The organism is Abyssisolibacter fermentans (assembly GCF_001559865.1).
Classification (GTDB): Bacteria; Bacillota; Clostridia; order Tissierellales; family MCWD3; genus Abyssisolibacter; species Abyssisolibacter fermentans.
In genome coordinates, this window is sequence record NZ_LOHE01000077.1 from 1 (window position 1) to 25,183 (window position 25,183).

General features: G+C 29.1%; 24 protein-coding genes. 19 read left to right on the top strand and 5 right to left on the bottom strand.

Features of this window, described 5'->3' with window-relative positions:
* Positions 1–109 precede the first annotated feature (109 nt).
* Positions 110–1,237, bottom strand: a complete 1,128-nt coding sequence (locus AYC61_RS14830; protein ID WP_066504062.1) for a copper amine oxidase N-terminal domain-containing protein — start codon at positions 1,235–1,237, stop codon at positions 110–112.
* A 403-nt stretch (positions 1,238–1,640) separates the two neighbouring features.
* On the opposite strand from AYC61_RS14830, the gene AYC61_RS14835 reads away from it, so the two are divergent.
* Positions 1,641–2,945 carry an amidohydrolase gene (locus AYC61_RS14835; protein WP_066504068.1) on the top strand — a complete coding sequence of 435 codons (1,305 nt, stop codon included), beginning with the start codon at positions 1,641–1,643 and terminating at the stop codon, positions 2,943–2,945.
* A gap of 272 nt (positions 2,946–3,217) precedes the next feature.
* The gene (locus AYC61_RS14840; RefSeq protein WP_066504069.1) at positions 3,218–3,586 is read left to right on the top strand and encodes a hemerythrin domain-containing protein; all 369 of its coding nucleotides are present in this window, start codon (positions 3,218–3,220) and stop codon (positions 3,584–3,586) included.
* A gap of 35 nt (positions 3,587–3,621) precedes the next feature.
* Here AYC61_RS14840 and AYC61_RS21600 read toward each other — a convergent pair whose 3' ends face one another.
* From AYC61_RS21600 to AYC61_RS14855, 4 genes are all read right to left on the bottom strand, one after another.
* Positions 3,622–3,771 (bottom strand): M55 family metallopeptidase, encoded by a 150-nt coding sequence (locus AYC61_RS21600; protein WP_162265474.1) that lies wholly within the window; start codon positions 3,769–3,771, stop codon positions 3,622–3,624.
* A 60-nt stretch (positions 3,772–3,831) separates the two neighbouring features.
* On the bottom strand, positions 3,832–4,680 hold the full coding sequence (dapF, locus tag AYC61_RS14845) for a diaminopimelate epimerase (protein ID WP_066504071.1): 849 nt from the start codon (positions 4,678–4,680) through the stop codon (positions 3,832–3,834).
* A gap of 97 nt (positions 4,681–4,777) precedes the next feature.
* A complete protein-coding gene (gene lysA / locus AYC61_RS14850) occupies positions 4,778–6,076 on the bottom strand; it encodes a diaminopimelate decarboxylase (RefSeq protein WP_066504073.1) in 1,299 nt (432 codons plus the stop codon).
* A 1,214-nt stretch (positions 6,077–7,290) separates the two neighbouring features.
* A complete protein-coding gene (locus AYC61_RS14855) occupies positions 7,291–8,304 on the bottom strand; it encodes an asparaginase (RefSeq protein ID WP_066504075.1) in 1,014 nt (337 codons plus the stop codon).
* Between the two features lie 445 nt (positions 8,305–8,749).
* Between AYC61_RS14855 and AYC61_RS14860 the strand changes: the two genes are divergently transcribed.
* From AYC61_RS14860 to AYC61_RS14940, 17 genes are all read left to right on the top strand, one after another.
* The gene (locus AYC61_RS14860; RefSeq protein ID WP_066504077.1) at positions 8,750–10,303 is read left to right on the top strand and encodes an ABC transporter substrate-binding protein; all 1,554 of its coding nucleotides are present in this window, start codon (positions 8,750–8,752) and stop codon (positions 10,301–10,303) included.
* 70 nt (positions 10,304–10,373) lie between these two features.
* Positions 10,374–11,378, top strand: a complete 1,005-nt coding sequence (locus AYC61_RS14865) for an ABC transporter permease (RefSeq protein WP_066504079.1) — start codon at positions 10,374–10,376, stop codon at positions 11,376–11,378.
* Between the two features lie 12 nt (positions 11,379–11,390).
* Entirely contained in the window at positions 11,391–12,251 is an 861-nt protein-coding gene (gene nikC, locus AYC61_RS14870; RefSeq protein ID WP_202906849.1) for a nickel transporter permease, read from the top strand.
* 13 nt (positions 12,252–12,264) lie between these two features.
* Positions 12,265–13,215 (top strand): ABC transporter ATP-binding protein, encoded by a 951-nt coding sequence (locus AYC61_RS14875; protein ID WP_066504082.1) that lies wholly within the window; start codon positions 12,265–12,267, stop codon positions 13,213–13,215.
* A 36-nt stretch (positions 13,216–13,251) separates the two neighbouring features.
* Positions 13,252–14,226, top strand: a complete 975-nt coding sequence (locus AYC61_RS14880; protein WP_066504084.1) for an ABC transporter ATP-binding protein — start codon at positions 13,252–13,254, stop codon at positions 14,224–14,226.
* Between the two features lie 157 nt (positions 14,227–14,383).
* Positions 14,384–14,815, top strand: coding sequence for a hypothetical protein (locus AYC61_RS14885; RefSeq protein ID WP_066504086.1), 432 nt, complete (start codon positions 14,384–14,386; stop codon positions 14,813–14,815).
* Positions 14,816–14,883: 68 nt separating this feature from the next.
* A complete protein-coding gene (locus AYC61_RS14890) occupies positions 14,884–15,651 on the top strand; it encodes a flavodoxin family protein (RefSeq protein ID WP_066504087.1) in 768 nt (255 codons plus the stop codon).
* A 229-nt stretch (positions 15,652–15,880) separates the two neighbouring features.
* The gene (locus AYC61_RS14895) at positions 15,881–16,579 is read left to right on the top strand and encodes a response regulator transcription factor (protein WP_066504088.1); all 699 of its coding nucleotides are present in this window, start codon (positions 15,881–15,883) and stop codon (positions 16,577–16,579) included.
* 1 nt (position 16,580) lies between these two features.
* On the top strand, positions 16,581–17,516 hold the full coding sequence (locus AYC61_RS14900) for a sensor histidine kinase (RefSeq protein ID WP_066504089.1): 936 nt from the start codon (positions 16,581–16,583) through the stop codon (positions 17,514–17,516).
* A gap of 211 nt (positions 17,517–17,727) precedes the next feature.
* On the top strand, positions 17,728–18,651 hold the full coding sequence (locus AYC61_RS14905; RefSeq protein WP_066504090.1) for an ABC transporter ATP-binding protein: 924 nt from the start codon (positions 17,728–17,730) through the stop codon (positions 18,649–18,651).
* Positions 18,644–19,339: an ABC transporter permease gene (locus AYC61_RS14910; RefSeq protein ID WP_066504094.1), complete on the top strand. Its 696-nt coding sequence runs from the start codon at positions 18,644–18,646 to the stop codon at positions 19,337–19,339. Before AYC61_RS14905 ends, AYC61_RS14910 begins: the two co-directional genes overlap by 8 nt.
* Before the next feature lie 133 nt (positions 19,340–19,472).
* Entirely contained in the window at positions 19,473–20,762 is a 1,290-nt protein-coding gene (locus AYC61_RS14915; protein ID WP_242866808.1) for an alcohol acetyltransferase, read from the top strand.
* On the top strand, positions 20,749–21,414 hold the full coding sequence (locus AYC61_RS14920; protein WP_066504097.1) for a DUF6320 domain-containing protein: 666 nt from the start codon (positions 20,749–20,751) through the stop codon (positions 21,412–21,414). Before AYC61_RS14915 ends, AYC61_RS14920 begins: the two co-directional genes overlap by 14 nt.
* Positions 21,415–21,439: 25 nt before the next feature.
* Positions 21,440–22,537 carry a metallophosphoesterase gene (locus tag AYC61_RS14925; protein WP_066504101.1) on the top strand — a complete coding sequence of 366 codons (1,098 nt, stop codon included), beginning with the start codon at positions 21,440–21,442 and terminating at the stop codon, positions 22,535–22,537.
* Positions 22,538–23,009: 472 nt separating this feature from the next.
* A complete protein-coding gene (locus tag AYC61_RS14930) occupies positions 23,010–23,474 on the top strand; it encodes an NUDIX hydrolase (protein WP_066504217.1) in 465 nt (154 codons plus the stop codon).
* A gap of 87 nt (positions 23,475–23,561) precedes the next feature.
* Positions 23,562–24,392, top strand: coding sequence for a DNA-formamidopyrimidine glycosylase family protein (locus AYC61_RS14935; protein WP_066504103.1), 831 nt, complete (start codon positions 23,562–23,564; stop codon positions 24,390–24,392).
* Positions 24,393–24,427: 35 nt separating this feature from the next.
* On the top strand, positions 24,428–24,895 hold the full coding sequence (locus AYC61_RS14940; RefSeq protein WP_242866812.1) for a DUF3201 domain-containing protein: 468 nt from the start codon (positions 24,428–24,430) through the stop codon (positions 24,893–24,895).
* The last annotated feature ends 288 nt before the right edge of the window (positions 24,896–25,183 follow it).

The following is a 25,183-nucleotide window of genomic DNA, read 5'->3' on the forward strand; positions in this document are numbered from 1 at the left end:
ACAAAGTTAATTATATTCTCGATAAATTATATAACTTATACTAACTATTTTACTATGACTACAGCATTATGTATTAGCTTATAGACTATATCATATTTTACTAACAAATTTATTGGATACTTTCAACTGTTTCATTGTCTTGAACCTGTTCATCTGTTTCGTCATCTTGAATTTGCTCATCCGCATCACTATCTTGAACCTGTTCATCTGATTCGTCATCTTGAATCTGCTCATCTGTATCGCTATCTTGAACTTGTTCATCTGATTCGTCATCTTGAATTTGCTCATCTGCATCACTATCTTGAACCTGTTCATCTGTTTCATCATCTTGAATTTGCTCATCTGTATCGCTATCTTGATTTTCTTCATCTGCTTCATTTTCTTCTTCATCTATTTCAATAGTTTCATTTTCTTCATCCCAGTCAATTTTTAAACCCAAATTTTCTAGGATAAATCTTAATGGAACGTACATTCTATTATTAAGCATACCTGATTTAACATCTAATTCTATTTCTTCTCCATTTACTATTGCTATATTAGAATCTAATTGGAGAACTATTTCTGTTTCACCTTTTGTAACCACTGCTTCTTTAGTATCTGGTTTCCATTCAACGTTTGCTTTGAAACCTTCTGTTATAGCTCTAACTGGTATTAGAGTTCGTCCATATTTGATTACAGGAGGAGTGTCGAATTTAAATTTAGCTGATTTTGAAAATATACTATCTACAGGTAATATTTTCGCTTCTGGTTGATCTTCTATTATTTTTTCTTCAGCTTCTTTTAACTTTTGCATTTCTTCTTCAGTGTATTTTGACTTAATCATAGCTTTTCTTTCTAAAATTACTGAGTGCATATCATTTTTTAAACTTTTAAACTGTTCCTTAGATGCATCTAATTCAGATTTTAATTGAGTCGCTAATTCTAGATCTCCACTTTCCTTAGCTACTTCATATTTAGCTTCAAGTTCATCTTTTAATTTTTCTGCTTCATCTTTTTGAATTTCTAATTCATTTTTTGTTTTTTCCCATTCTTGTACATTGTTATTTTCATCAATTTCTTTTTCTTCTTCATTTTTCATGACTTTCTCTTTTTTTATATTTTTAACTTTACCTAGCTGTGAATCTTTAATTTTTTTTGTTTCTCGTACAACTTGCTTTCCATCTGCAGCAAATGAACATACTGCACTAGTTAATACAATTATTAAAATTAATGTAATGGAAAATATTTTTTTTGACATAACATGTCCTCCTTTTTTGTAATAAAATTTATTCTATTTAACCTTAATTATTCATATATCTGAATAATTTGGCTTTCTTATATAGTTTACGTATAATCTATATTTTTTAAGGACCTAAATTAATTTTTTTAAATAAAATTTTTTAACTGACCAATGTTATTTATTAATTATATTTAAAAATAAAAATAGAAGGTGTTAAATTGACAATATTAATTTTAGTGATAAAATCATTATCGATGATGATTTGAACACAATTTGAATGCATAAACGCAAAATAATATAAATTTATAAACTAAATATGAGCAGATAGCTGATATGATTATCATAGTTAAAAGGTAATTAATGTGGTTATTATAATTTAGAAGTAATTAGAATAGAAAGTTTTTAGAAAGGGGGCAATTTAATGCATAATTTGATACAAAAAAAAGTAGATAAAATTAAAGAGGAAATAATAATTGATAGAAGAGATTTTCATAAATATCCTGAAATTGGTTGGACAGAATTTAGAACTGCATCACTAGTTGCAAGACGATTAGAAGAACTTGGCTTTCAAGTTTTAGTAGGAAAGGAAGTAATGAATTCAGACAAGCGAATGGGTCTAATAGATAAAGAAATCTTAAAAGAACATTATATTAGAGCAAAAAAACAAGGTGCAGATACTTATTATTTAGAAAAAGTGAAATATGGGTTTACAGGAGTTGTAGGTATTCTTAAATGTGGTGATGGACCAGTTATAGGGCTTAGATTTGATATAGATGCACTAGAGGTACTCGAAAGTAAAGACACAGAACATTTTCCTAAAAAAGAGGGTTTTAGATCATTAAATGAAGGTATTATGCATGCTTGCGCACATGACGGTCATATTGCTATAGGAATAGGCATAGCGAAAATTTTGTCTGAAATGAAACAGTTTTTTAATGGAACAATAAAACTTATTTTTCAACCTGCTGAAGAAGGTGTTAGAGGTGCTAAATCAATGGCAGTCTCTGGGATATTAGATGATTTGGATTTTATATTATCTAGTCATATTGGTATGGTTAAAGATGGAAGTAATAAGATATATTCTAATGTACAAGAATTATTGGCTACATCAAAGTTTGATGCACATTTTACAGGGATTTCAACTCATGCTGGTGCTAGTCCTGAAAAAGGAAAGAATGTTATGTTAGCTGTAGCAACGGCTATTTTAAATTTAAATTCGATACCAAGGCATAGTAAAGGTCAAACACGAATTAATGTAGGTAAATTAACAGCAGGAAGTGGGAGAAATGTTATACCTTCAGATGCTGTTATGATGGTAGAGACAAGAGGTAGCACATCAGAGCTAAACAATTATATGAAAGAACATGCTATTAGGATTATTAAGAGCAGTGCTGATATGTATGATTTAAAGTTAAGTATTAAAGAAATGGGTGGAGCAGAAAGTGCTGTTAGTGATGAGTATTTAATAAACAAATTAAAAGATGCTGTTAATAAAATCAATAACGTAGAAGTAGATGATACTAACATTAATTTTGGAGGAAGTGAAGATTTTACTTATATGATGAAAAGAGTTCAAAATAATGGAGGAAAAGCTATCTATTTTATTATAGGCAGTGATATAAAAGCTGATCATCACAATGGTAAATTTGATTTTATTGAAGATGATTTAATAACAGCAGTAAAGGTTTATAGTATGCTAATAGCTGAGTTATTACATAAAAAATAGTTTAAGAAAAATAAGAATCTAAAAGGGATTCTTATTTTTTAGTTTTACATTTTTATTTGCAAACCATGTAATTAATAAAATCGTAAATGAATAATGATATTATATTCAACGGTAAAATATGACAATAGAAATGCCCCTTTGACAACTAGAAAAATAAAACGCAGCATAATTATAGGTGTTTGGGTTACTATATAACTAATATAGAATAAAATTTGGGACATAATAGATTATTTAGACAATCAATTTTTTAAAATTTTAAGGAGGTCAAAAGCATGGATGGTATTGAATTAATGGTTGAAGAGCAAAAATGTATCAAAAGAATATTATTAGTAATTAGAGAGGAATGTTATGGTATTTTAAAAGGTGATGATATAAATTATGATGATATTACTATGATGATAAGCTTTGTAAAACATTATGGAATGATATCTGAACTTGATTTTGGAAGACTGTACCTTAAAGAGCTTGAGAAAGCAGTAGTAAGAGTAAAAGCAGGTGATGATGAAAGTAAATTAGATGTTATTGCTAATGCTATATCTTATACTCATTTATTATACAGACATATAGGAAAAGAAGACAAAAATGGCTATACATTTGCTAAAAGAGAGTTTCCTAATCATATTATTGATATAATAAATTAATAAAAGAAAATACAACAATTCCACCTATTATGGAATTAGGTATTTCTGCCTGTAACGCCTTCGATGTTTACGCTTACATATACTTTCATTGTAAAGCCTTCTTTATAACAAGGCACAAGATGTCTACCATCTCTATAGGGTGGTGGAGACCGATTAAATTTAACAGGCGGTATGCAATCTTGCACCTCGTTGAAACGGTGTGTTGCAATTACTACGTAATTGCTTCCGTTGTTATAATGTTTTGATTAATACAGCAATTCTTCATCTGTTATGACGCCCTTACATACAATATTGGTATTTCCAATTAGATAAACCTTTTGCACATCAAGTTTATTTCTTTCTATATTTACAAATAACTCTCCACCAGGGACTATAATTTTTACATTATTGCTTTTTAATATGTTTTTTAAAATTAATGCAATTGCAACGGAGGCTGATCCCGTACCACATGCAAGGGTAAAATCTTCAACGCCTCTTTCATAAGTCTTTACGATTGCAGTTGTATCATCCACTATGTCATAAAAGTTAATATTTGCTCCTTTAGGGAACACATTATCGTATCTTAAAGCTTTACCTAAATCAAATATTTCATTCGTAGCAGTATTATTTAATCCAGTCATTTTAACTACTGCATGGGGAACACCAGGATTGCCCAGTTCTATATATGAACAGTTATATATATTATCATCAATAGTAACCGTCCTATCTAGGTCAAGTATATCTGGGTTATTAAGCTGTACTTTGACTAACCTACCTTCTTGTATCTGAGCGTGCACAATTCCTGCTGTAGTTTCAAAAGACATGTTATTACTTGTTATATTATTTACAAATGCATATCTTGCAATACATCTTGCCCCATTTCCGCACATCTCACCAATACTACCATCAGAGTTGTAGAATCTCATCTTGAAATCTGCATTACTAGTAGTAGCAGTATCTACAGCCATAAGACCATCTGCTCCTATTGATAATTTTCTGGTGCATAATCTTGATGCGAAAGTAGATAGTTTTTGAGTTGAAAAATTATATATTCTATTATCAATTACAATAAAATCATTGCCAAGTCCTTGCAGTTTAGTGAATTCAATATTCAAAATATTTCTCCTTTCTATTTAAGTATTTCGGAGCTATTTATATCCGTACTATATTATATGATATAGGCTTGATTATTTATAGCTATAAAATTCAAAATTATCTTAATCTTTCTGGCACAAGGTCATTTCGTAACATATCTTGATAAGACTGTCTTTTAACTATTAGTTCATCATTTCCATCATTAACTAAAACCACTGCTGGGATAACATTTCTATTATAATTATTTGACATAGAGTATCCATAGGCACCAGTGCTAAATACAGCTAATATATCATCCGCTTCAACATTAGGTGTATTAATGTCTTTGATTAATATATCTCCTGATTCACAACATTTGCCACAAATAGTTACTGTTTCAGTTTTTGGTTTGCTAGCTTTGTTAGCTATAACAGCATCATACTGTGCTTGGTATAGTGCAGGTCTAATATTATCTGTCATTCCTCCGTCTACAGCTACATATTTTCTTATATTTGGTATGTCTTTGATTGAGCCTATAGTATATAAAGTTATTCCTGCTTCGCCAATTACCCATCTACCAGGCTCAATTATTACTTGCATCATATCTAAATTTTTTTCAGTACAAAATCTTTCAATCCTATCCATAATAGGATCAATAAAATATGATAATGGTTTTGGATTATCATTTTCAGTATATTTAATACCAAAGCCACCTCCGATATTTAACTCTGATGGTGTGTAGCCGTATTTGTCTATAGTAAAATTAACAAGTGCTAAAGAAGTTTCAAGTGCTGCTAAATGTGATCTGTTATCATGAAGTTGAGAACCAACATGATAATGAAAACCTATGAATTCAATATGCTCTGATTTTATAGCTTTTTCTATAGCAGGATAAATAATATTCTCATTTAAAGGAATACCAAATTTAGAATCTTTATTCCCTGTAGTGATATATTTATGAGTATTTATTTTAACACCAGGTGTTATTCTAAATAATATTTTTGCAGTTTTATTTTCACTTTTACATATTTCTTCTAATAAGTCTAGTTCAAAAGTATTATCAACAATAATTCTACCTACTCCATAGCTTACAGCCATTCTTAATTCGCTTGCTGATTTATTATTTCCGTTAAACTCTAGTTTTTCAGCTGGGAACCCTGCTTCTATAGCTGTATACAATTCGCCGCCCGATACTACATCAAGTCCTAAACCTTCTCTTTCTATGATTTTACACATAGCAAGAGATAAAAATGCTTTAGAAGCATATACAGCTTTTGTGTTTGGATATTTATTCAAAAAAGATTCTCTAATTTCCTTACATCTATTAATTATTTCATTTTCCGAAATTACATAAAGGGGTGTATTGTATTTTTTAGCTAATTCTAATGTATTGCATCCATCAAAGTATAGTATTCCATTCTCAATTTTTTTAACCATATTCATCCTCCCTTGAAGTTACACTTCATATTTATGACAACAATCTTATTATTGCATTTTTTATCAAGTTTAATAAATATACAAAAATCATTTACTTTTAAACATAATTTTAAATTAAAAAAACTGAAATGTAAACAAGGTAAGAAAAATAAGTTTAATAAAGTAAAGAAATCTTTTGTTAAAGTTGTATAATTTAAATTATGAAGATACCAAATTTAATTTAGTTATTACTTAATGTTTTATTTAAAGTCCTAATTTTGTAATAAGAGTTCAAAAAATTGTTAAAATAGCTAGGGTAAACCTTTGAGGGAAGTGTTACTCAATGTTTTTGTGTTGAAGCCATACAAGACATTTTTTTTACTCGGAGATGCCTACATTTTTCTAGTTATATAAAGATGAAAAAATATAGGCATCAATGTCGTGGTCAAAAAATGTCATGTAGCTTCTATAAGATATAATGTTTAATTTCTTTAGGGACAGGCGTTGTGAGTACGAAGTTATTACATAATAGTGATTCATTACTAAATGGAGAGGGGCACGAATCTGAGAATCTTTGCTGTTCCTGTAAAGAAGTAATTTTTTTCATTAAATAAAAGCGTTGAAAAAATTACTTCTTAAAAGTCACCTACAAAGAAACCTCAGATTGAGCCCTAGAGGATTTAGTGGTTAGACTAGTTGTTATAGCAGTTATTTGCGGTTTGATTAGTTATTGTTTTGTAAGTTTTAAATATTGATATGTTTGAAACTTAACCCTAACTGATAGCTAAAAAAGATTATAACAAGGCACAAATTATTATAACCGATATGTAACTAGGAAATCTCTAAGGTTTCTTCGGAAGGTGACTTTCAAAAGCTTGTTTCTTCAACGCTTTTACTAATCATAAGAAACAAGTTTTTGTCGGAACCGTAGAAGATTCTTAGAGAGTTTCTATGTCAGTGAGTTGTGAAATATAACTATTTAGTTACATTGAAATTCCCACAACGCTTGACAATAAAGAAAATACCAAAAACTAAATAGAAGCGGGTAAGAGATTTTTTGTAAACGACATTGAAGGGTGTATTTTAACCTTATAAACAATTGAAAAAATACGCCCTTCTCCGAGTTAGAAAAATCTCTTATATCGCTGAACCAAAAAATAATAAGCCAAGTGACTCACAAAGCATGTCAATAGAAAATATATATGAGTAACCAGCATTAACGTGGCGTAAACCGCTTATTGTTCTATATCCTTTATTAATTCAAAGCTTGTTTCAATATGACCTACAATTTCCCCCTTATGGTTTTTGTATTGAATATTATAGTATTTATCGAGTTCTTTTAATTCTTCATTTGTAATGATATCTAATTGTCTAAGAGTTTCAAGTATGACTGCACTGATAATTTTGCTGTTACCATCTTCCATTTTAAAGGTTAAACCTATTCCTTTATCCTTTAAACCTATAGCATAATAAGCAGATGCTCCAGTTTTTGCAAACAGCTTTTTACCACATACTCTCATCAAGTCAGAGCATAGTCTGTCAGTGCCTCCTATCATTTCAGGATAGGAAGTCATAGCATTAGTAATTCTTTTAATGGCATTTTTTCGTTTTTCATTAAATAATTCAGGCTTTGAAAGTCTAGCATATCCTTGAGCAAATTTATAAAGAGGTAAAGCATGAACGGGTACGCCACATCCATCAATAGCAGTTATAATATCATTTTTATTATAGTCACAAATATCCGAAATTATTTCCATAATTCTTTTTTGTACAGGATGTTCTTCTTTAAAGTATGTATTTAGATCTTCGTTTAAAAATTTTGCTGTTATTAGCATACCAGAATGCTTGCCAGAACAATTACAATGTACACTTTGTGGTTCTTGATTATTAGCTATTAATTTGTCTGCTGCATATTTTGCTAAAGGGTAGTGCGTACCACACTGTAAATATTCTTCATTCAAGCCTGCTTTAGATAAAATACTTTTAACATAGTTTGTATGGAAGTATTCTCCACTATGAGAAGCACAAAACAGTGCTAATTCCTTATCGTTAATATTATAAGCATCTACAGCTCCACTTTCTATACAAGGTATTGCTTGTATAGGTTTAGCTGAAGAACGGGCAAAAGTTACCCTTTCAGGATTACCATAGTGATAAAGTATCTTTCCAGTATAGTCAACAACAGCGATGTGACCTATATGAGTTACATCAACTAAATTTCCTCTGTAGATTTTAGCAACAATTGACATAGTTTCTCCCTCCTGATTTAGTAATATAAATGATTATACCACATAAATATGGGAAAAAATAAAATATTTAGAAAAGTAATAAAATGTGCTTAAGTGACCAGTTACTGTTATAGTGAAAAAATACTATAACTTGTTGGTAAAACTATATATAAAAAGATATCAAAAGTGGAATTTATAAAGCTTAAGAGGAATAATACAATATAATAACATGAAAACGATTTCGACAAAAAAATTCAAAATATACAGAAAAATTCATTGAAATCTATTTTCATATATGATAACATTATAAAAACTTTATAACATTATTTTAATATCAATATTAAGAAGTTGTAATAATATTTTTTTCGTTTTATTAATTTAGCGCATTAAAAATTTAAATCGATAATTCTTAGTATTAATATTGATAATAAGGACAAAATTAATAAAATACAAAGGAGGATTATTTATGAAAAAAAGAATTTTAGCATTGATTATATCAATGGTTATGCTAAGTACTTTAATGCTTGCAGGTTGTGGCTCTGAAACAACTGGTAGTAAGGACAGTAGTGAAAAACCTAAAACATTAATATATGCAAGAGGTGCTGATTCTACAGCTCTTGACCCAGCATATGTATCAGATGGAGAATCTGCAAAGGTTATAGTAAATATATATGAAGGTTTGGTAAGATACAAAGATGGATCTACTGAAATCGAACCAGCATTAGCTACAGATTGGAAAGTTAGTGATGATGGTAAAGAATATGTATTTAATTTAAGAAAAGATGTTAAATTCCATGATGGAACTCCATTCAATGCTGATGCAGTAGTTTTTAGTGTTGAAAGACAGTTACCACCAAACAGAACAAGTGATATGCCTTATGCGTCATTTACATATGGTGAAGTGGAAAAGGTAGAAAAAGTTGATGAATATACAGTTAAATTTACTTTAAAAGATAAGTATACTCCATTCTTAGCTAATATGGCTATGGCTTTAGCAGCTCCGATAGCATGCCCTAACGGAAAAGATTTATCTTCAAATCCTATAGGAACAGGACCATTCAAATTTGTTAAATGGGATAAGGGACAAGCTATAACTTTAGAAAAAAATGAAGATTATTGGGGAGAAAAAGCAAAAGTAGATAAGGTTATATTTAAAATAACAAAAGAAAACTCTGTTAGAGCAAGTGAATTAATTGCAGGTTCAGTTGACATAATAGATGGAGTTGCTCCTAATGATGTTAAACAGCTAGAAGATAATAAATTGAATGTGTTAAAGCAGAATGGTATGAATATTAACTACATGGCGTTTAACTGTTCAAGAGAGCCCTTCAATGATCCAAAGTTAAGAGAAGCTTTATCTCATGCAATTGATCGTGAAGAATTAGTTAAATATTTGTATCAAGGATACTCTGAACTAGCAAGCAGTTATATGCCAAGCTTTATACCGGGCTATAATGATGCTGTAAAACCATATGAGTATGATACAGAAAAAGCTAAACAAATGTTAAAAGAATTAGGCAAAGAAGATTTAGAAGTCAAAATGATTTGTTATTCTAATCCAAGACCATATAATCCTGTTGGCCAAAAACTAGCAGAAGCTGTGCAAAACTATCTATCACAAGTAGGTGTTAAAGCTACTATAGATGTTTATCCTTGGAAAGAGTACAAGCAAAAAGCCACTCAAGGAGAAGGAGATATACTATTCTTTGGTTGGATAGGAGATAATGGAGATGCAGATAACTTCTTATCACTATTAGACTCAAAAGAAATTTCTTCATCACTAAATTCAGCAATGTATTCAAGTGAAGAAATAGATGAATTGTTAGCTGAGGCTAAGACAATGACAAATGGTGAAGAAAGAAATAAAGTATATGAAAAAGTGCAAGAAATTTTGACAAAAGACGCACCTTGGCTTCCTATTTCACATGCTACAGATATGGCAGCATATACAAATGACATAAAAGGTTTTAAACTTCATCCTACAGGAGTAGTTTTCCTAAATACAATAGACAAGGAATAATCATAGAAAATTCCGTCAAAATGGCGGAATTTTCTTACTTCAAAATCACATCATATGAAAGGAGAATCGTATGTTAAAGTATATTATTAAAAGGCTAATATTGCTTTTACCTGTGCTACTTGGAATATCAATCATGGTATTTGTAGTTATGCATGTTTTTACAACTGATCCAGCTAGTATAATACTAGGTCAACATGCTACTACTGAGCAGGTAGAAGAGTTAAGGGAAGAATTGGGATTTGATCAACCATTATATGTTCAATACTGGGATTTTCTAAAAGGAATACTGCATGGAGATTTTGGTAAATCATTAATAACAAAAACAGCTGTTACAGATGAGTTTTTTGCAAGATTTCCTGCTACAGTAGAATTAGCATTAGCAGCAATAATAATAGCTTCGATATTTGGTATAGGGATAGGAATTATTTCTGCTGTAAAACAAAATTCCATTATTGACTATATAAGTATGATAGCTGCGTTACTTGGTGTGTCTATGCCAATATTTTGGTTAGGATTAATGCTTATAGTAGTATTTGCAGTTAATTTACATTGGTTTCCTGTTGCGGGAAGAATCCAATTAGGATTAGAGCCTGTAAGAATAACAGGTTTGTATATTATTGACAGTATAGCCACGGGAGATATGGAGGCTCTTGTTAGTACTTTAAAACATCTTGTTTTACCTGCTATAGCACTTGGATCTTACTCAACAGCAATAATTGCTCGTATGACAAGGTCTACAATGCTTGAAATTATTAGAAATGACTACATAAGAACAGCTAGAGCAAAGGGGCTATTTGAAAGAATAGTAGTTTTATCACACGCTTTGAGAAATGCTTTGATTCCAATAGTAACAGTTATAGGATTACAGCTTGGTAGATTGTTAGGTGGAGCTGTACTTACAGAAACAGTTTTTGGCTGGCCAGGTGTGGGTAGTTATACAGTTGATGCGATTCTAAAATCGGATTTTCCTGTTGTTCAAGGTAGTGTAATTATGATGGCAGTAATATTTGTTGGCATGAATTTATTAGTAGACATACTATATGGATATTTAGATCCAAGGATAAAATATATGTAAAGAGAGGTGAATATGATGGGAAATACTAAAAAATCATCACAGTGGATTGAATTGTGGGAATCATTAAGGAGTAACAAGCTGGCAATGGTAGGACTTGTAATAATAATAATTTTAGTTTTAGTAGCTATATTTGGTAAATTTATAATGCAATACGATCCATGTGTAGGTGAATTGTCTGAAAGCTTACAACGTCCATCATCATCTCATCTGTTGGGAACTGATGAACAAGGTAGAGATATATTAAGTAGGATTATAGCTGGAACGAGGATTTCGCTAAAAGTAGGTGTTATAGCAGTAGCTATATCACTATCTATAGGAATATTAATAGGAGCACTATCAGGATATTATGGCGGTAAAGTAGATATGATATTAATGCGATTTATGGATATAATACTTGCATTTCCATCTTTGCTTCTTGCAATAGCATTTATGAGTGCTTTAGGAAAGGGTATTGAAAAAGCTATTATAGCAATAAGTATTGTTACTATACCTGAATATGCAAGAATAGTAAGAGGGTCAATACTTTCTATAAAAGAAAGTGAATTTGTACAAGCTGCAAAAGTCATTGGAAATAATGATTTTGCAATAATTTTTAGACATATATTACCCAATATCATGTCTCCAATAATTGTGCGTGCTACACTGGGAGTATCGACTGCTATACTAGAAACTGCAGCGTTAGGGTTCTTGGGTCTTGGAGTTCAGCCTCCTAATGCAGAATGGGGAACAATGCTTGGAGCAGGTAGAGGCTATTTCTATAATGCACCTCATCTGGTTTTCTTTCCGGGTATTGCCATAACTATTACAGTACTTGCATTTAATTTATTGGGAGATGGGCTTCGAGATGCTTTAGATCCTAAACTTCGAAAATAAGGTGGGATGAAATATGCTTTTACAAGTTAAAAATTTAAAAACACAATTCAAATTAAAAAAAGGATTAGTAAATGCAGTTGATGGAGTAGATTTTGATATAGATAAGGGAGAAGTGGTTGCTCTTGTAGGAGAATCGGGGAGCGGTAAGAGTGTTACTTCTTTGTCAGTGATGGGACTAGTGCCAAATCCACCAGGTAAAATAATAGATGGAGAGATTCTATTCAATGGTGAAAATTTATTAAAAAAATCTAAAAGACAGATGCAGGATATTAGAGGAAATAGGATATCTATGATTTTTCAAGAGCCTATGACGTCACTAAATCCTGTATTTTCAGTAGGAAAACAAATATCAGAAGCCTTGATAAGGCATAAAAATATGAAGAAAAAAGAAGCGCTAAAAAAATCTATAGAAATGCTAAAGCTGGTGGGTATACCATCACCAGAAGAAAGAGTTAATTCATACCCGCATCAACTTAGTGGTGGTATGCGTCAAAGAGTTATGATAGCAATAGCTCTTTCTTGTAGTCCTGAGCTGCTTATTGCAGATGAACCAACTACTGCATTAGACGTTACAATACAAGCACAAATATTAGATTTGATGGTGAAGTTAAAAAATGAATTAAATACTTCAATACTTTTAATAACACATGATCTAGGAGTTGTCGCGGAAACAGCTGATAGAGTTGTTGTTATGTATTGCGGTAAAGTAGTGGAGAAAGGTACTGTAAACGAAATATTTGAAAATCCGCTTCACCCATATACACAAGGATTGCTTTCTTCTATTCCAAAAATAGATGAAAAAGTAGATAAGTTATTTATTATCCCTGGAATGGTTCCAAATCCTTTAGAAATGCCTAAAGGGTGTGCGTTTAGTACAAGATGTAGTAAGTGTATGGATATTTGTAAGGAGAAAAGACCTCCTTTAAAAGAAGTTGATAACAGACAAGTAAGATGTTTTCTTTAAACTTAGGGAGTTAATTAGTAAAGGTAGGTGAAAAGCTTGGAAGCTTTATTAGAGATAAATAATTTAAAAAAATATTTTCCTATTAAATCAGGTTTATTTGGAAAAACTTCTGATTATGTAAAAGCAGTTGATGATATTTCTTTTAAAATATATAAAGGAGAAACTCTTGGCTTAGTAGGTGAATCAGGATGTGGTAAATCTACTACAGGTAAAATGATAGTAAATTTACTTGATCCAACTTCGGGAGAAATACTATTTGAAGGTAGAAATATATCAAATTTAAATAAAAAGGAAAAAAGGTCTCTTGCAAAAGAAATACAGATAATTTTTCAAGATCCTTATGCATCTCTTAACCCAAGGATGAATATAGGTGATATAATTGCAGAACCAATGAGAGTCAATAACATAGTAGGCAGGAGTGAGATTGATAAAGAGGTTTTGAAGCTGTTAAATTATGTAGGTCTTGCAAGTTTTCATAAAGATAGATTTCCTCATGAATTTAGTGGAGGACAGAGACAAAGAGTGGGTATTGCAAGAGCATTATCATTAAGACCTAAACTAATTGTTTGTGATGAACCTGTTTCGGCATTGGATGTATCAATCCAAGCGCAGGTATTAAATCTATTAAAGGAGTTACAAAAAGAATTTGATTTGACATATCTTTTTATAGCACATGGATTAAATGTAGTCAAACATATAAGTGACAGGGTGGGAGTAATGTATTTAGGTAAATTAGCTGAGGTAGCTAAAGGTGATGAGCTTTATTCCAACCCAAAACATCCGTATTCGGAGGCACTTCTTTCAGCTATACCAGTACCTGATCCAAATAAGAAAAAAGATAGAATACTTTTAACAGGAGATGTACCAAGTCCTATTAATCCTCCATCAGGATGTAGATTCCATACTCGCTGTAGATATGTAAAAGATGTTTGTCGTGAGAAAATACCGTCTTTAATAGATATCGGTGAAGATCATAAGGTAGCATGTCATTTGTGCAGAGAAGCTAAATGATTCATTTAATTTAAATTGTTTACGCAGAAGAAAAATGAGTTTCGTTTAATATTTTTATGAAGAAGAAGGATAAATTCTATGTGAATTTCCTTCTTTTTTTGTGTTGAAATTTGAATAAAGTTGGACAATAATATAAACTAAAAATGGGGTGTATATAATGAAAGATAAAATAAATATTAATATAATATTAGTTAGTATTATAATTGGTATTTCAATAGTAACATCAGCTTACATTATCTCTAATAATATATTGGGGCAAGATAATCAAGAAAGTAATGTTAACAACAGCTTAATGAATATTGATGAGCTTTCTGAGTATCTACGAGTACCTAAAGAAGATATATGTGACATCATGGATATGGAACGTATATATACTAAAAACAAACTATACGATGCTATACCACTTAAGTATTATGTTATTAACAGTAGAAGATATTTTGTTAGGGAATATGTTGATCAATGGATAATAGATAAAATATACAGAATGGAATCTTATAATACTCAGAATAAAAGAATAGAACGAATTAAAGGATATGACATTGGAACTGTTGATATAGAAAAATGGGTTGACTATTATTTGCAAAAATAAATACATGAATGATAGCCATTAATCTATCGAAGAATATCATATAATATATATATATTAGAGGTGATTTAATGAAAGTGCTAGTTTTAATTGGAAGTGCAAGAAAAGGAAATACATATAAACTAACTCAACTTGTATGTGATAGAATGAAACAATTAGGTGAAGTAGAATTTGAAGAAATCTTTTTGAATAATATTGATTTAAATTACTGTATTTCTTGTCATTCATGTATTATTAAAGGAGAACAATATTGTCCTGATAGGCATGTAGTAGACAATTTTGAAGAGAAAATGTTAAATGCAGATGCTATAATAATAGCTACGCCTGTTTATATGCTTAATGTACCTGCATCAGTAAAAAATTTTATAGACCATTATTCATATCTTCTTCACAGACCAAAGCTATTTAATAAGAATGTTTTAGTTATTGTTAATACAGCAGGTGGCGGAGATAAGAAAGTTACAAATTATTTAAAGTCGGTGTTTGAATACTGGGGAGTAAATAAAGTATTTACATTTAGATATAAAGTATTTGCATTACAATTAGAGGTTACTGATAAATTAAACAAAAAGCTAGATAATATTTCAAATAAATTTTACTCGGCAATAAAAAGTGAAAAAGTATATGGGCCTTCTTTAAAAAGAGTAGCATTTTTCAATTTATGGAGAGCAATAAATTCATTAGATAAAACAGGGGAAACAGCTGATTATAAATATTGGAAAAAAGAAGGATGGCTAGATAAAGTTTACCCGATAGATTCAATAAAAAACCCATTTAAGAACCTTGTAGGTAAATTCATTTACTTTTTTATGAAGAGAAATGCTCCTAAAAATAAATAAGTTTTAACTAAGACAGGAGAATCTCACGGATAGTAAAAGCCGTGAGATTTTTAATAATGCTGAATAAGTGTTTATAATCAGATTAATAAAATATTAGTAAATTTCTTGTAATAACAGTGTAAGATTTATTTACATTTTTAATAAAATCAACTATTATGCTATAGTATTAAGTAACATAGTTTTATAAATATTGAAGAACATAGATAAATATTTTTGGAGGTAATATTAAATGAATAAAAAGATTTTAATTGTTGAGGATGATGTTGAAATCAGTAACATGGTTAAAAAGTATCTTACAAAAGAAGGGTTTGATGTTAAAACTGCATTTGACGGAGAATCAGCACTTAAAGTTTTTTCTGAAGATAGTTTTGATATCATTCTCTTGGATTTAATGCTACCTAAAATTAATGGTATGGATTTTATGAGAGTGATAAGAGAGAAAAGCTTAATACCCATTTTAATTATGTCAGCTAAAGATTCTGATGTGGACAAAGCTTTGGGTTTAGGACTTGGAGCTGATGATTATATAGCTAAGCCATTTTCTATGATAGAGCTTTTAGCAAGGATTAAAGCTACTATAAGAAGAGCTACAGTTTATTCTAAAGAAAAATCAAAAGGTGATAATGATAAAATCATTATTGGTGACTTAGAAGTTGATATAGATAATTTTTCTGTAAATAAACATGGCAAAAAAGTAGAACTAACATTTAAAGAATTTGAAATTTTAAAGCTATTTATAAAAAATCCGAACAGAGTTTTTACTAAAGCACTAATTTATAATACTATTTGGCAGGACAATTATTATGGAGATGATAATATTATTAATGTTCATATGAGAAGATTAAGAGAAAAGATTGAAGACAATCCTTCAAAACCCAAATATATTAAAACCTTATGGGGTATTGGGTATAAGTTAGGAGAAGTGTAAGATGACTATAGTACTAGTTATTATAATTGTTATTTTATTAGTATTTGTATATATACAGCATTTAAGAATAAAAAATAGAAATAATAATCTAGCTTATATACATGAAAAATTAGAGGATATAATTTCAAAAGGAAGTAGTGAGAGAATCTACATAACAACACAAAATACTTATATTAGAAATGTGCTAGTTAGTATAAATGAGCTTATAAATTACAATCAAAAAACAACTGCAAATTATAAAAGAAATCAAATTTATATGAAAAAAATGCTTTCAAATATTTCACATGATTTAAAAACACCTCTTACAGTTATATTGGGTTATATAGAGACGCTGAATATTGATAATCAACTTGAGAATGATGAAATGAAGGAAGCACTATTAAAAGTTCAAAATAAAACAGAAGAATTAATTATATTAATCAATAAATTTTTCAATTTAGCAAAGCTTGAATCCGGAGACAAAGATATACCTATAACAAGAGTGAACATGAATGATATTTGCAGTCAAAATATTTTAGAATTTTATGATGTGTTAAATAACAAAGGAATTGATGTTAAAATTAATATGCCGGATAATAATGTCTATGCATTTGGAAATGAGGAGGCAATGGGGAGAGTTCTAAATAATTTGATATCAAATGCAATTAGGTATGGTTATGAAGGAAAGGTAGTAGGATTAGATGTAAGAGCTGACGATGAATTTGTATATGTAGATGTTTGGGATAAGGGCAGAGGAATTGATGAAATTCATCAAGATAAAGTATTTGAAAGGTTATATACAGTTGAAGACTCGAGAAATAAATCATTCCAAGGCAGCGGCTTAGGTTTAACTATTACAAAAAGGCTTATTGAAAGAATGGATGCAGAGATACACTTGTACAGTAAACCGTATGATAAAACAATTTTTACAATTAAATTGAAAAGGATTTTATATTAACGTGAAAACTGTATTAATTATGATGATATAATTAATACAGTTTTTACGTTATTTTTTCAACTTAAGAAATTTGTAAGAATTACTTAATGAAAAAGAGAGTTTCAAAAAATAAAATAAAACCATAGGATTTAAGTAGTATCAATTTAAGCTTAAAGAAGTTTGCTTTTCTAGAAGAGGGATGTTTGAATATATTAAGAGGAGAGTTGATAATATGGAGTATATTTTAAGAACTTATAATTTAACCAAGGCATATAAACAACAAGAAGTTGTATCAAATGTCAGTATGAATATAAAAAAAGGTGAGATATATGGTTTTTTAGGACCAAATGGAGCTGGTAAAACAACAGTAATGAAGATGATTACAAATTTAGTTATTCCAACAGCAGGTGATATAGAGATTTTTGGCGAAAAAAAATCTGCTAATCCTTATGAATGCATGAAAAGGATTGGAAGTCTTATAGAATATCCAATTTTTTATGAAAAATTAAATGGAAGAGAAAATATTGAATTACATTTAGAATACATGGGATGTTATGACAAAAAGGCTATAGATGATGCATTAAAGCTTGTAAATTTAAGAGGAATAGACAAAAAACCTGTAAAGAACTTTTCTATGGGAATGAAACAGAGATTAGGTATTGCAAGAGCAATTATTACAAAACCAGAATTATTGATTTTAGATGAACCTATTAATGGGCTTGATCCATCAGGTATAAAGGAGATAAGAGATATACTTAAAATGTTATCTAGAGAATATGGCATAACAATATTAATATCAAGTCATATATTAAGTGAAATAGAACAAATAGCTGATACTATTGGTGTTATAAGCAAAGGTAGATTAATAAAAGAAGTATCAATGAATTCAATACGTCAGAAAAGTATGGAATATATTGAGGTAGAAGTTGAGGATTGTAAGAGAGCAGGTTATATTTTAGATAATAAGTTACATGTTAATAACTTTAAAATAATGGATGAAAAAACAATTAGAATATATGATACAGAACTGTCATTAAATGAAGTTTCAAAAGCATTGGTTTTAAATGATATTATTATTAACACTATAAGTAAAAAACAAAGTTCTTTAGAAAATTATTTCTTGAAATTGGTAGATGGGGGTGTTGAAATTGATTAATTTGATAAGATTAGAAATAAAGAAATTTAAATTTAAAGGTTATATTAGATCTGCATTTATAACGGATTTAATAATATTAGCTTTTATGTTTTTTGTTATGATTATTTCAAAGGTTGAGAATACTTCAGATTTTAACAATTATAATAATCTTATTGCTTTTATTACAACTATAATAAATTCTACATATACTGTATTTGCTGGTGTACTGATATCAAAACTTATAATTGGTGAATACAAAAACAAGACTGTTAATGTGTTATTCAGCTATCCTGTAGATAGAAAAAAAATTATTTTGGCAAAGGTTGTTCTTATAACAGTATTCATTTTTATATCAATAGTATTTGCTTTTCTATTTGTTTTTTCTATTGTGTATATATCAGATGTGTTCACTCCTATAATATCAGATAGTCTAGAGATATCTATGTTATGTGATATTTTCTTAAATATTGTCATTTTAGCAGCTTTTAGTTCTATATTAAGTTTAATTCCATTATATTTTGGATTTAGAAAAAAATCTGTTTCAACAACAATTTTAACATCTTTATTAGTTATGGCTATTTTAAATTCAAGTAGTAATGGACAATCATTATCAGCAAACAATTATATAAATCTAGTATTTGCAGTTATAAGTATAATATTAACGTATATTACTATCAAAAAAATAGATTGTAGAGATGCAGCTGCATAAAAATAGATAAAATTATTATTGAAATATTAATGAAGTAGGTTTGATTTTTTTTAAAGTCTATATATAATATATATAGGCTTTAATAGTTTTGTTTAAAAAAGCATTATGCTTTAGATGAAAGGAATAAAATACAATGAAAGACATAAATAGTTGGTATAGACTCGATAATGCTGCAAAAATCTTTCCTGCTGCATCGTCTTCTAGTAATACATCTACATTTAGAGTAGCAATAACACTAAAAGAAAAGATAAAACCTGAATTTTTACAAAGAGCACTTGATATTGTTATTTTAAGGTTTCCTACATTAGGGGTTAGAATACGCAAAGGATTATTTTGGTATTTCTTTGAACCAAATGAGAAGAAACTTTTAATACAAAGGGAAATAGATTACCCGTGTCATAAAATAGACCTAAGAACAAATAATGGATATCTTTTAAAGGTTTTATATTTTAATTGCCGTATTTCTGTAGAAATTTTTCATTCCCTTACTGATGGTAATGGTGCTTTAGAGTTTTTAAAATCACTTACATATGAGTATTTGCGTATGCAAGATATTGATATACAACATGAAAATATGATATTAACTTCTGATGAAATACCTAGTAAATATGAAATAGAAGATAGTTTTCAAAAATACTATCAACCATGTGATTTGTCGAGTATTAAAGAGAAGAAAGCTTATCAAATTGAAGGTTCTTTTTTTGATCCTTTTGGTAACAATGTGATACATGGAGTAGTTAGTGCATCAAAAATTAATACTAAAGCCAAAGAATATGGAGTAACTATAACTGAATATATAATTGGTCTATTCATTTATTCAATATATAATGAAACAATGAGATATGGTATATATAACGAGCCAGTTAATATAGCTGTACCTGTAAATCTCAGAAAAATTTTTCCATCAAAAACATTAAGAAATTTTTTTTCTGTAGTTAATGTAGGTTTATCATTAGGTAAAGATGCAGCTTTAGACGAGATTTTAAAAGAAGTAAAAAGACAACTAAGAGATAAAATTAAAAGGGAAAACCTTTATCCCAAAATAGCTGAAAATATAAGATTCGAAAAGCTACTTATAGCAAGATTCATTCCTTTATGGATTAAGAATATTATAATGCGTTTAGCATTTTATAATTCAAATATAAGAAAGACAAGCACAGTGACAAATATGGGTAGAATAAAATTACCTGAATCTATGAGTAAACAAGTAGAGCGCGTTGATGCTATTTTATATTCTTCCAAAAAAAGTCCTATTAATTGTGGAGTATGTTCAGTGGATGATAAATTGACAATAACATTTTCAAGATCAATAGTAAAAACTGAAATAATAAGACACTTTTTTTCTTATATATCAAAACAAGAGGGAATCAGTGTTGATATATATTCAAATGAATGGGGGATCAAAACTAATGAAAAAATGTAATTATTGCAATGCTTATGTAGATGAATATTTAGCCATATGTCCACTTTGTTTGAAATCTTTAAAAGAATCTGAAGCTAAAAAAAATCCTGAATATCCTAAATATGATATTAATCAAATGAGACAAAATTTGAAGTTGAGATTTTTATTGTTTTTATCTATAATCATAATAAGTATTTGTACGCTTATCAATGTACTTAATTACAATGGTGTACCGTGGGTTTTATACATAATTTCTCCTATATTATACTTATGGTTATTAATTAGAAATACATTAATGTCTAAGACGCATTACGGGGTAAGAATTTTGCTGCAATTAATTGGTATATCATTTTTTTTATTTGTTATTGATACAACACAAGGTGGTTATAGTTGGTCTGTCAATATAGTTATACCATTTTTAATAATCGTAGCAATAATTTTGATAACAATAATAGTATATACAAAACAAATGTTGTGGAAAGATTATATAGGGTATTTATTTGTTATGACATTCATTGGATTCATTCCCATATTATTCTTTGCTATTGGTATAGTAGACACATTATGGCCAAGTGCAGTTTCAGCATTATATGCTATATTAACATTAGTTGGTATGTTTATTTTATCAAATAAAAAGTTTAAAACCGAATTTATAAGAAGATTTCATATATAAATGTAGCAGTATAAGGGGGCTTATAATGAAAAAAATTATCAAGATAAATAAAAATAATGATTATAGAATAGTAGTTATTAGTGATATCCACGGAGGATTAGATTTATTAAAAAGATTAATAAGCAAAGTTAGTTTAAAAAAAGAAGACTACCTTATTATACTAGGTGATACTTTACAAAGAGGTTCACAAAACATAGAAACATTAGAGTATATGAAAAAGTTATCTAATAGACAAAATACAATTATCTTATCTGGTAATCATGAAAGATACATATTGTCACTATTAGACGAAAAGAGATGTGAAAAACTTGATTATCATTTAAAGAATATCAAGTATCCATGTATTATAAAAGAATGGATGAAAGAACTGGCAGTTGAGTATAAAAGCATTGATGATGCTATAGAAATACAGAATAAAATAAAACATAGATATAAAGATGAATTAGATTTTATGAGGAGTTTACCAGTAGCATTGGAATTTGATGAGTTTATTTTTGTACATGCAGGCGTAGAAAATATAGATAACTGGAAAGAATCAAAGGTAGAATCGTTACTTGCAATTAAGAGATTTTTAGATTTAGAGCATAAATCAAGCAAATATGTTGTAGTTGGTCATTGGCCAACACAGAACTACAGACATAGAAGTCTCAGCGGAAATGTAATAATTGATAATAATAAAAAAATAATTTCAATAGATGGTGGATATGGAGTTAAATATGTTGGCCAGATGAATGCTTTAATAATTGAAAAGAAAGATAATCAAATAGCTTTTAAAAGTTTAGCAGAAGATAACTTTAAAACTGCCAAAATATCCAAAGACTTTCATATTAAAAATGATAATATAGTAAAACTTGATTGGCAGGATAATGAATTTGAGTTCATCAAGAAAGAAGAAGAATTTTCAATATGTAAAAAGGTAAGTACACAGGAAATATTTTTATTAAAGAATGAATTCATTAAAGATATATCGGGGAAATTAAGCATTAGTTATGATGTTGTATCATTATTTCTTGATGTTAAAAAAGGTGAGGATATTAAAGTTATAGGTTGTTTTGGTAAATATGTTTTTGGTAAATGTAAAAATGAAATAGGATGGGTAAAAGCGGATTGCGTGAATTTATAAAATGACAACAATATTTTGGTTGTCATTTTTAATATGCTTAAAGATTATGCTATAATGCAAAAACACTATAAAAATTAATTGGGATGAGTCTATGTTTGCTATTTTTCTATATAAATAATTAATTTAAATTCGTTTAATTCTATAGTATGTGGCGAAGGAGCCATGCAGGAATCTTTTTTTTACGCGGTGGTGTACATGTTTTGAATAGAGAACAGAAATCTATGATTTTTCGTGAATCACTTACTGCTAGGGATGAAATGAGTAGGAGTTACATCCTTATTAAAAGTGGAAGGAAAAAACATGCGCATCAATGTTCCTTAGAAAGAAACCTTGCATGTCTCCTAGTAACTGTATTGGTTGCTTGTTAATAATGCAATTCATGTTTGATATCCAGAAGGGTATTAATATATTTGAAATTGCAACTTTATGGTATAATAAACAGTGTAATAAAAAATTGAAAAAGGAGAAAAATATGGGGGATTATATAGGTGACCTTCGTAAATTAGTAGGAACTAGACCAATAATAATGTGTGGAGCTAATGTAATACTAATAAACAAAGAAGGAGCAATACTACTGCATCACAGAACTGATAGAGATTGGTGGGGATTACCTGGAGGAGCTATGGAATTAGGAGAATCCTTAGAAGAAACAGCTAAAAGAGAAGTAAAAGAAGAAGTCAATTTAGAATGTCATAAATTAATGCTTTTGAATGTGTTTTCAGGTAAAGAATTATATTATAAATATCCAGATGGCAATGAGGTTTACAATGTGACTGCTACATATGTATGCAAAGATTATAGGGGAGATATAAAGGTAGATATGGTAGAAGGAAGAGATGCTAAATTTTTTGCTATAGATGAAATACCAGAAAATTTAAGTGATCCTATAAGGGTTTGTTTGGATGAATTTATTGATAGGTATAGTGAATTTTATTAAGATTATATATGACGTATAGTTGTCATGTTACATATGGTAATATGAATTTTAATAGAATTACATCTATAAAATACTAGGAGGCATATTATGATTGAAATACCTGAAGCTGTTACAATTACAAGACAAATTAATGAAACACTGACAGGTAAAAAAATCACTAAAGTTATAGCAAATTCTTCACCTCATAAGTTTGCTTGGTTTTATGAAGACCCTAAGGATTATCCAAAAAGGTTAATGGGTAAAACTATAGAAAAAGCAAATGTTTATGGAAGTTTTGTAGAGGTTAAATTAGGGATTACTAAATTGCTATTAGGTGATGGAGTTAACTTTAAGTATATTAAAGCGGGTGAAAAACTACCTAAAAAGCATCAATTGTTATTAGAATTTGATGATAATACTGTCTTAACAGCAGGTGTTCAAATGTATGGTGGTTTATGGTGCTATGAAGATGGAGAATTTGATAATCAATATTTGGAGATAGCAAGGCAAAAACCTTCTCCACTTTCTGATAAGTTTGACTATGAATATTTTACAGCTTTAATATCAGATGAAGCTTTGCAGAAAAAAAGTATTAAAGCTGTATTAGCTACTGAGCAGCGTATACCCGGGTTTGGAAATGGTGTGCTTCAAGATATATTGTTTAACGCAAAAATTCATCCAAAAAGAAAGTTTGTTTCATTAGATGAGAAAGAAATAAAAATACTTTATAATTCTATAAAAACTACCTTACACGATATGACTATGAAAAATGGCAGAGATACTGAAAAAGATTTGTTTGGAAACTTAGGTAATTATAAAACTAAGCTCAGTAAGAAAACAGTAAAAGAACCATGTAAATTGTGCGGAGGTAAAATCATAAAAAAAGCCTATTTAGGCGGGAGTATATATTACTGTGAACAGTGTCAAAAGGAGCATTAATATACAAAATCTTTGGAGGAACAAGATTAGTGAATATGAATAAACATAATATTCTTAATGAAATATATGAGCCTTTACATAAAAAAGTGAAATCTATTTATAAAGAAGTAGTGGATAACGGATACAAAGCATCAATAGGTTGGTATAATATGCACTCTGTCAAATATAATGATGATTTTTTAACTGAATTTTTTCCTATCCCTATTATTACTATAGAATCAATAGGAGATATTGGGCTTAACATCGATTCAATATTTTTTGAAACGACTATATCAAGAGAAAAGGCACTTGAAGTTGATTATGCTTCATTGATAGAAAAGTATTCTATTGAAGTATACGGAGCAGATGATTATTTGACCGATTTTTATAATAAAAATATGCTACTTTCTGATATTAAAACAAGAATTCAAGGCAGTAAGGAAACTCAAATATGCATTGCATTATATTTTGATATGAATATTGAAACAAATATATTATTGGAAATAATATCGGTTTTTATATAAATAAAAAATTATTATATCAAACTATTCTATACCACCTACTATTATTAATTTGATATAATTATCCATGATTATTCGTATAACTTTGAATAGTATGGTGTATAATTTTGAATTAGAAGATTCCAATGAATTTGAAGGCATACCGAGTTGGTATGTCGAGAATTTAATGACATCTTCTAATCATGAGCAGAGAACTAAAATCTGTGATTTTATGTGAATCGCTTATTCATTCGAAGAATGAGGTTCATTTATAAAAGGTATTTAATTTTCTATGAGTAATCTGGGATTATA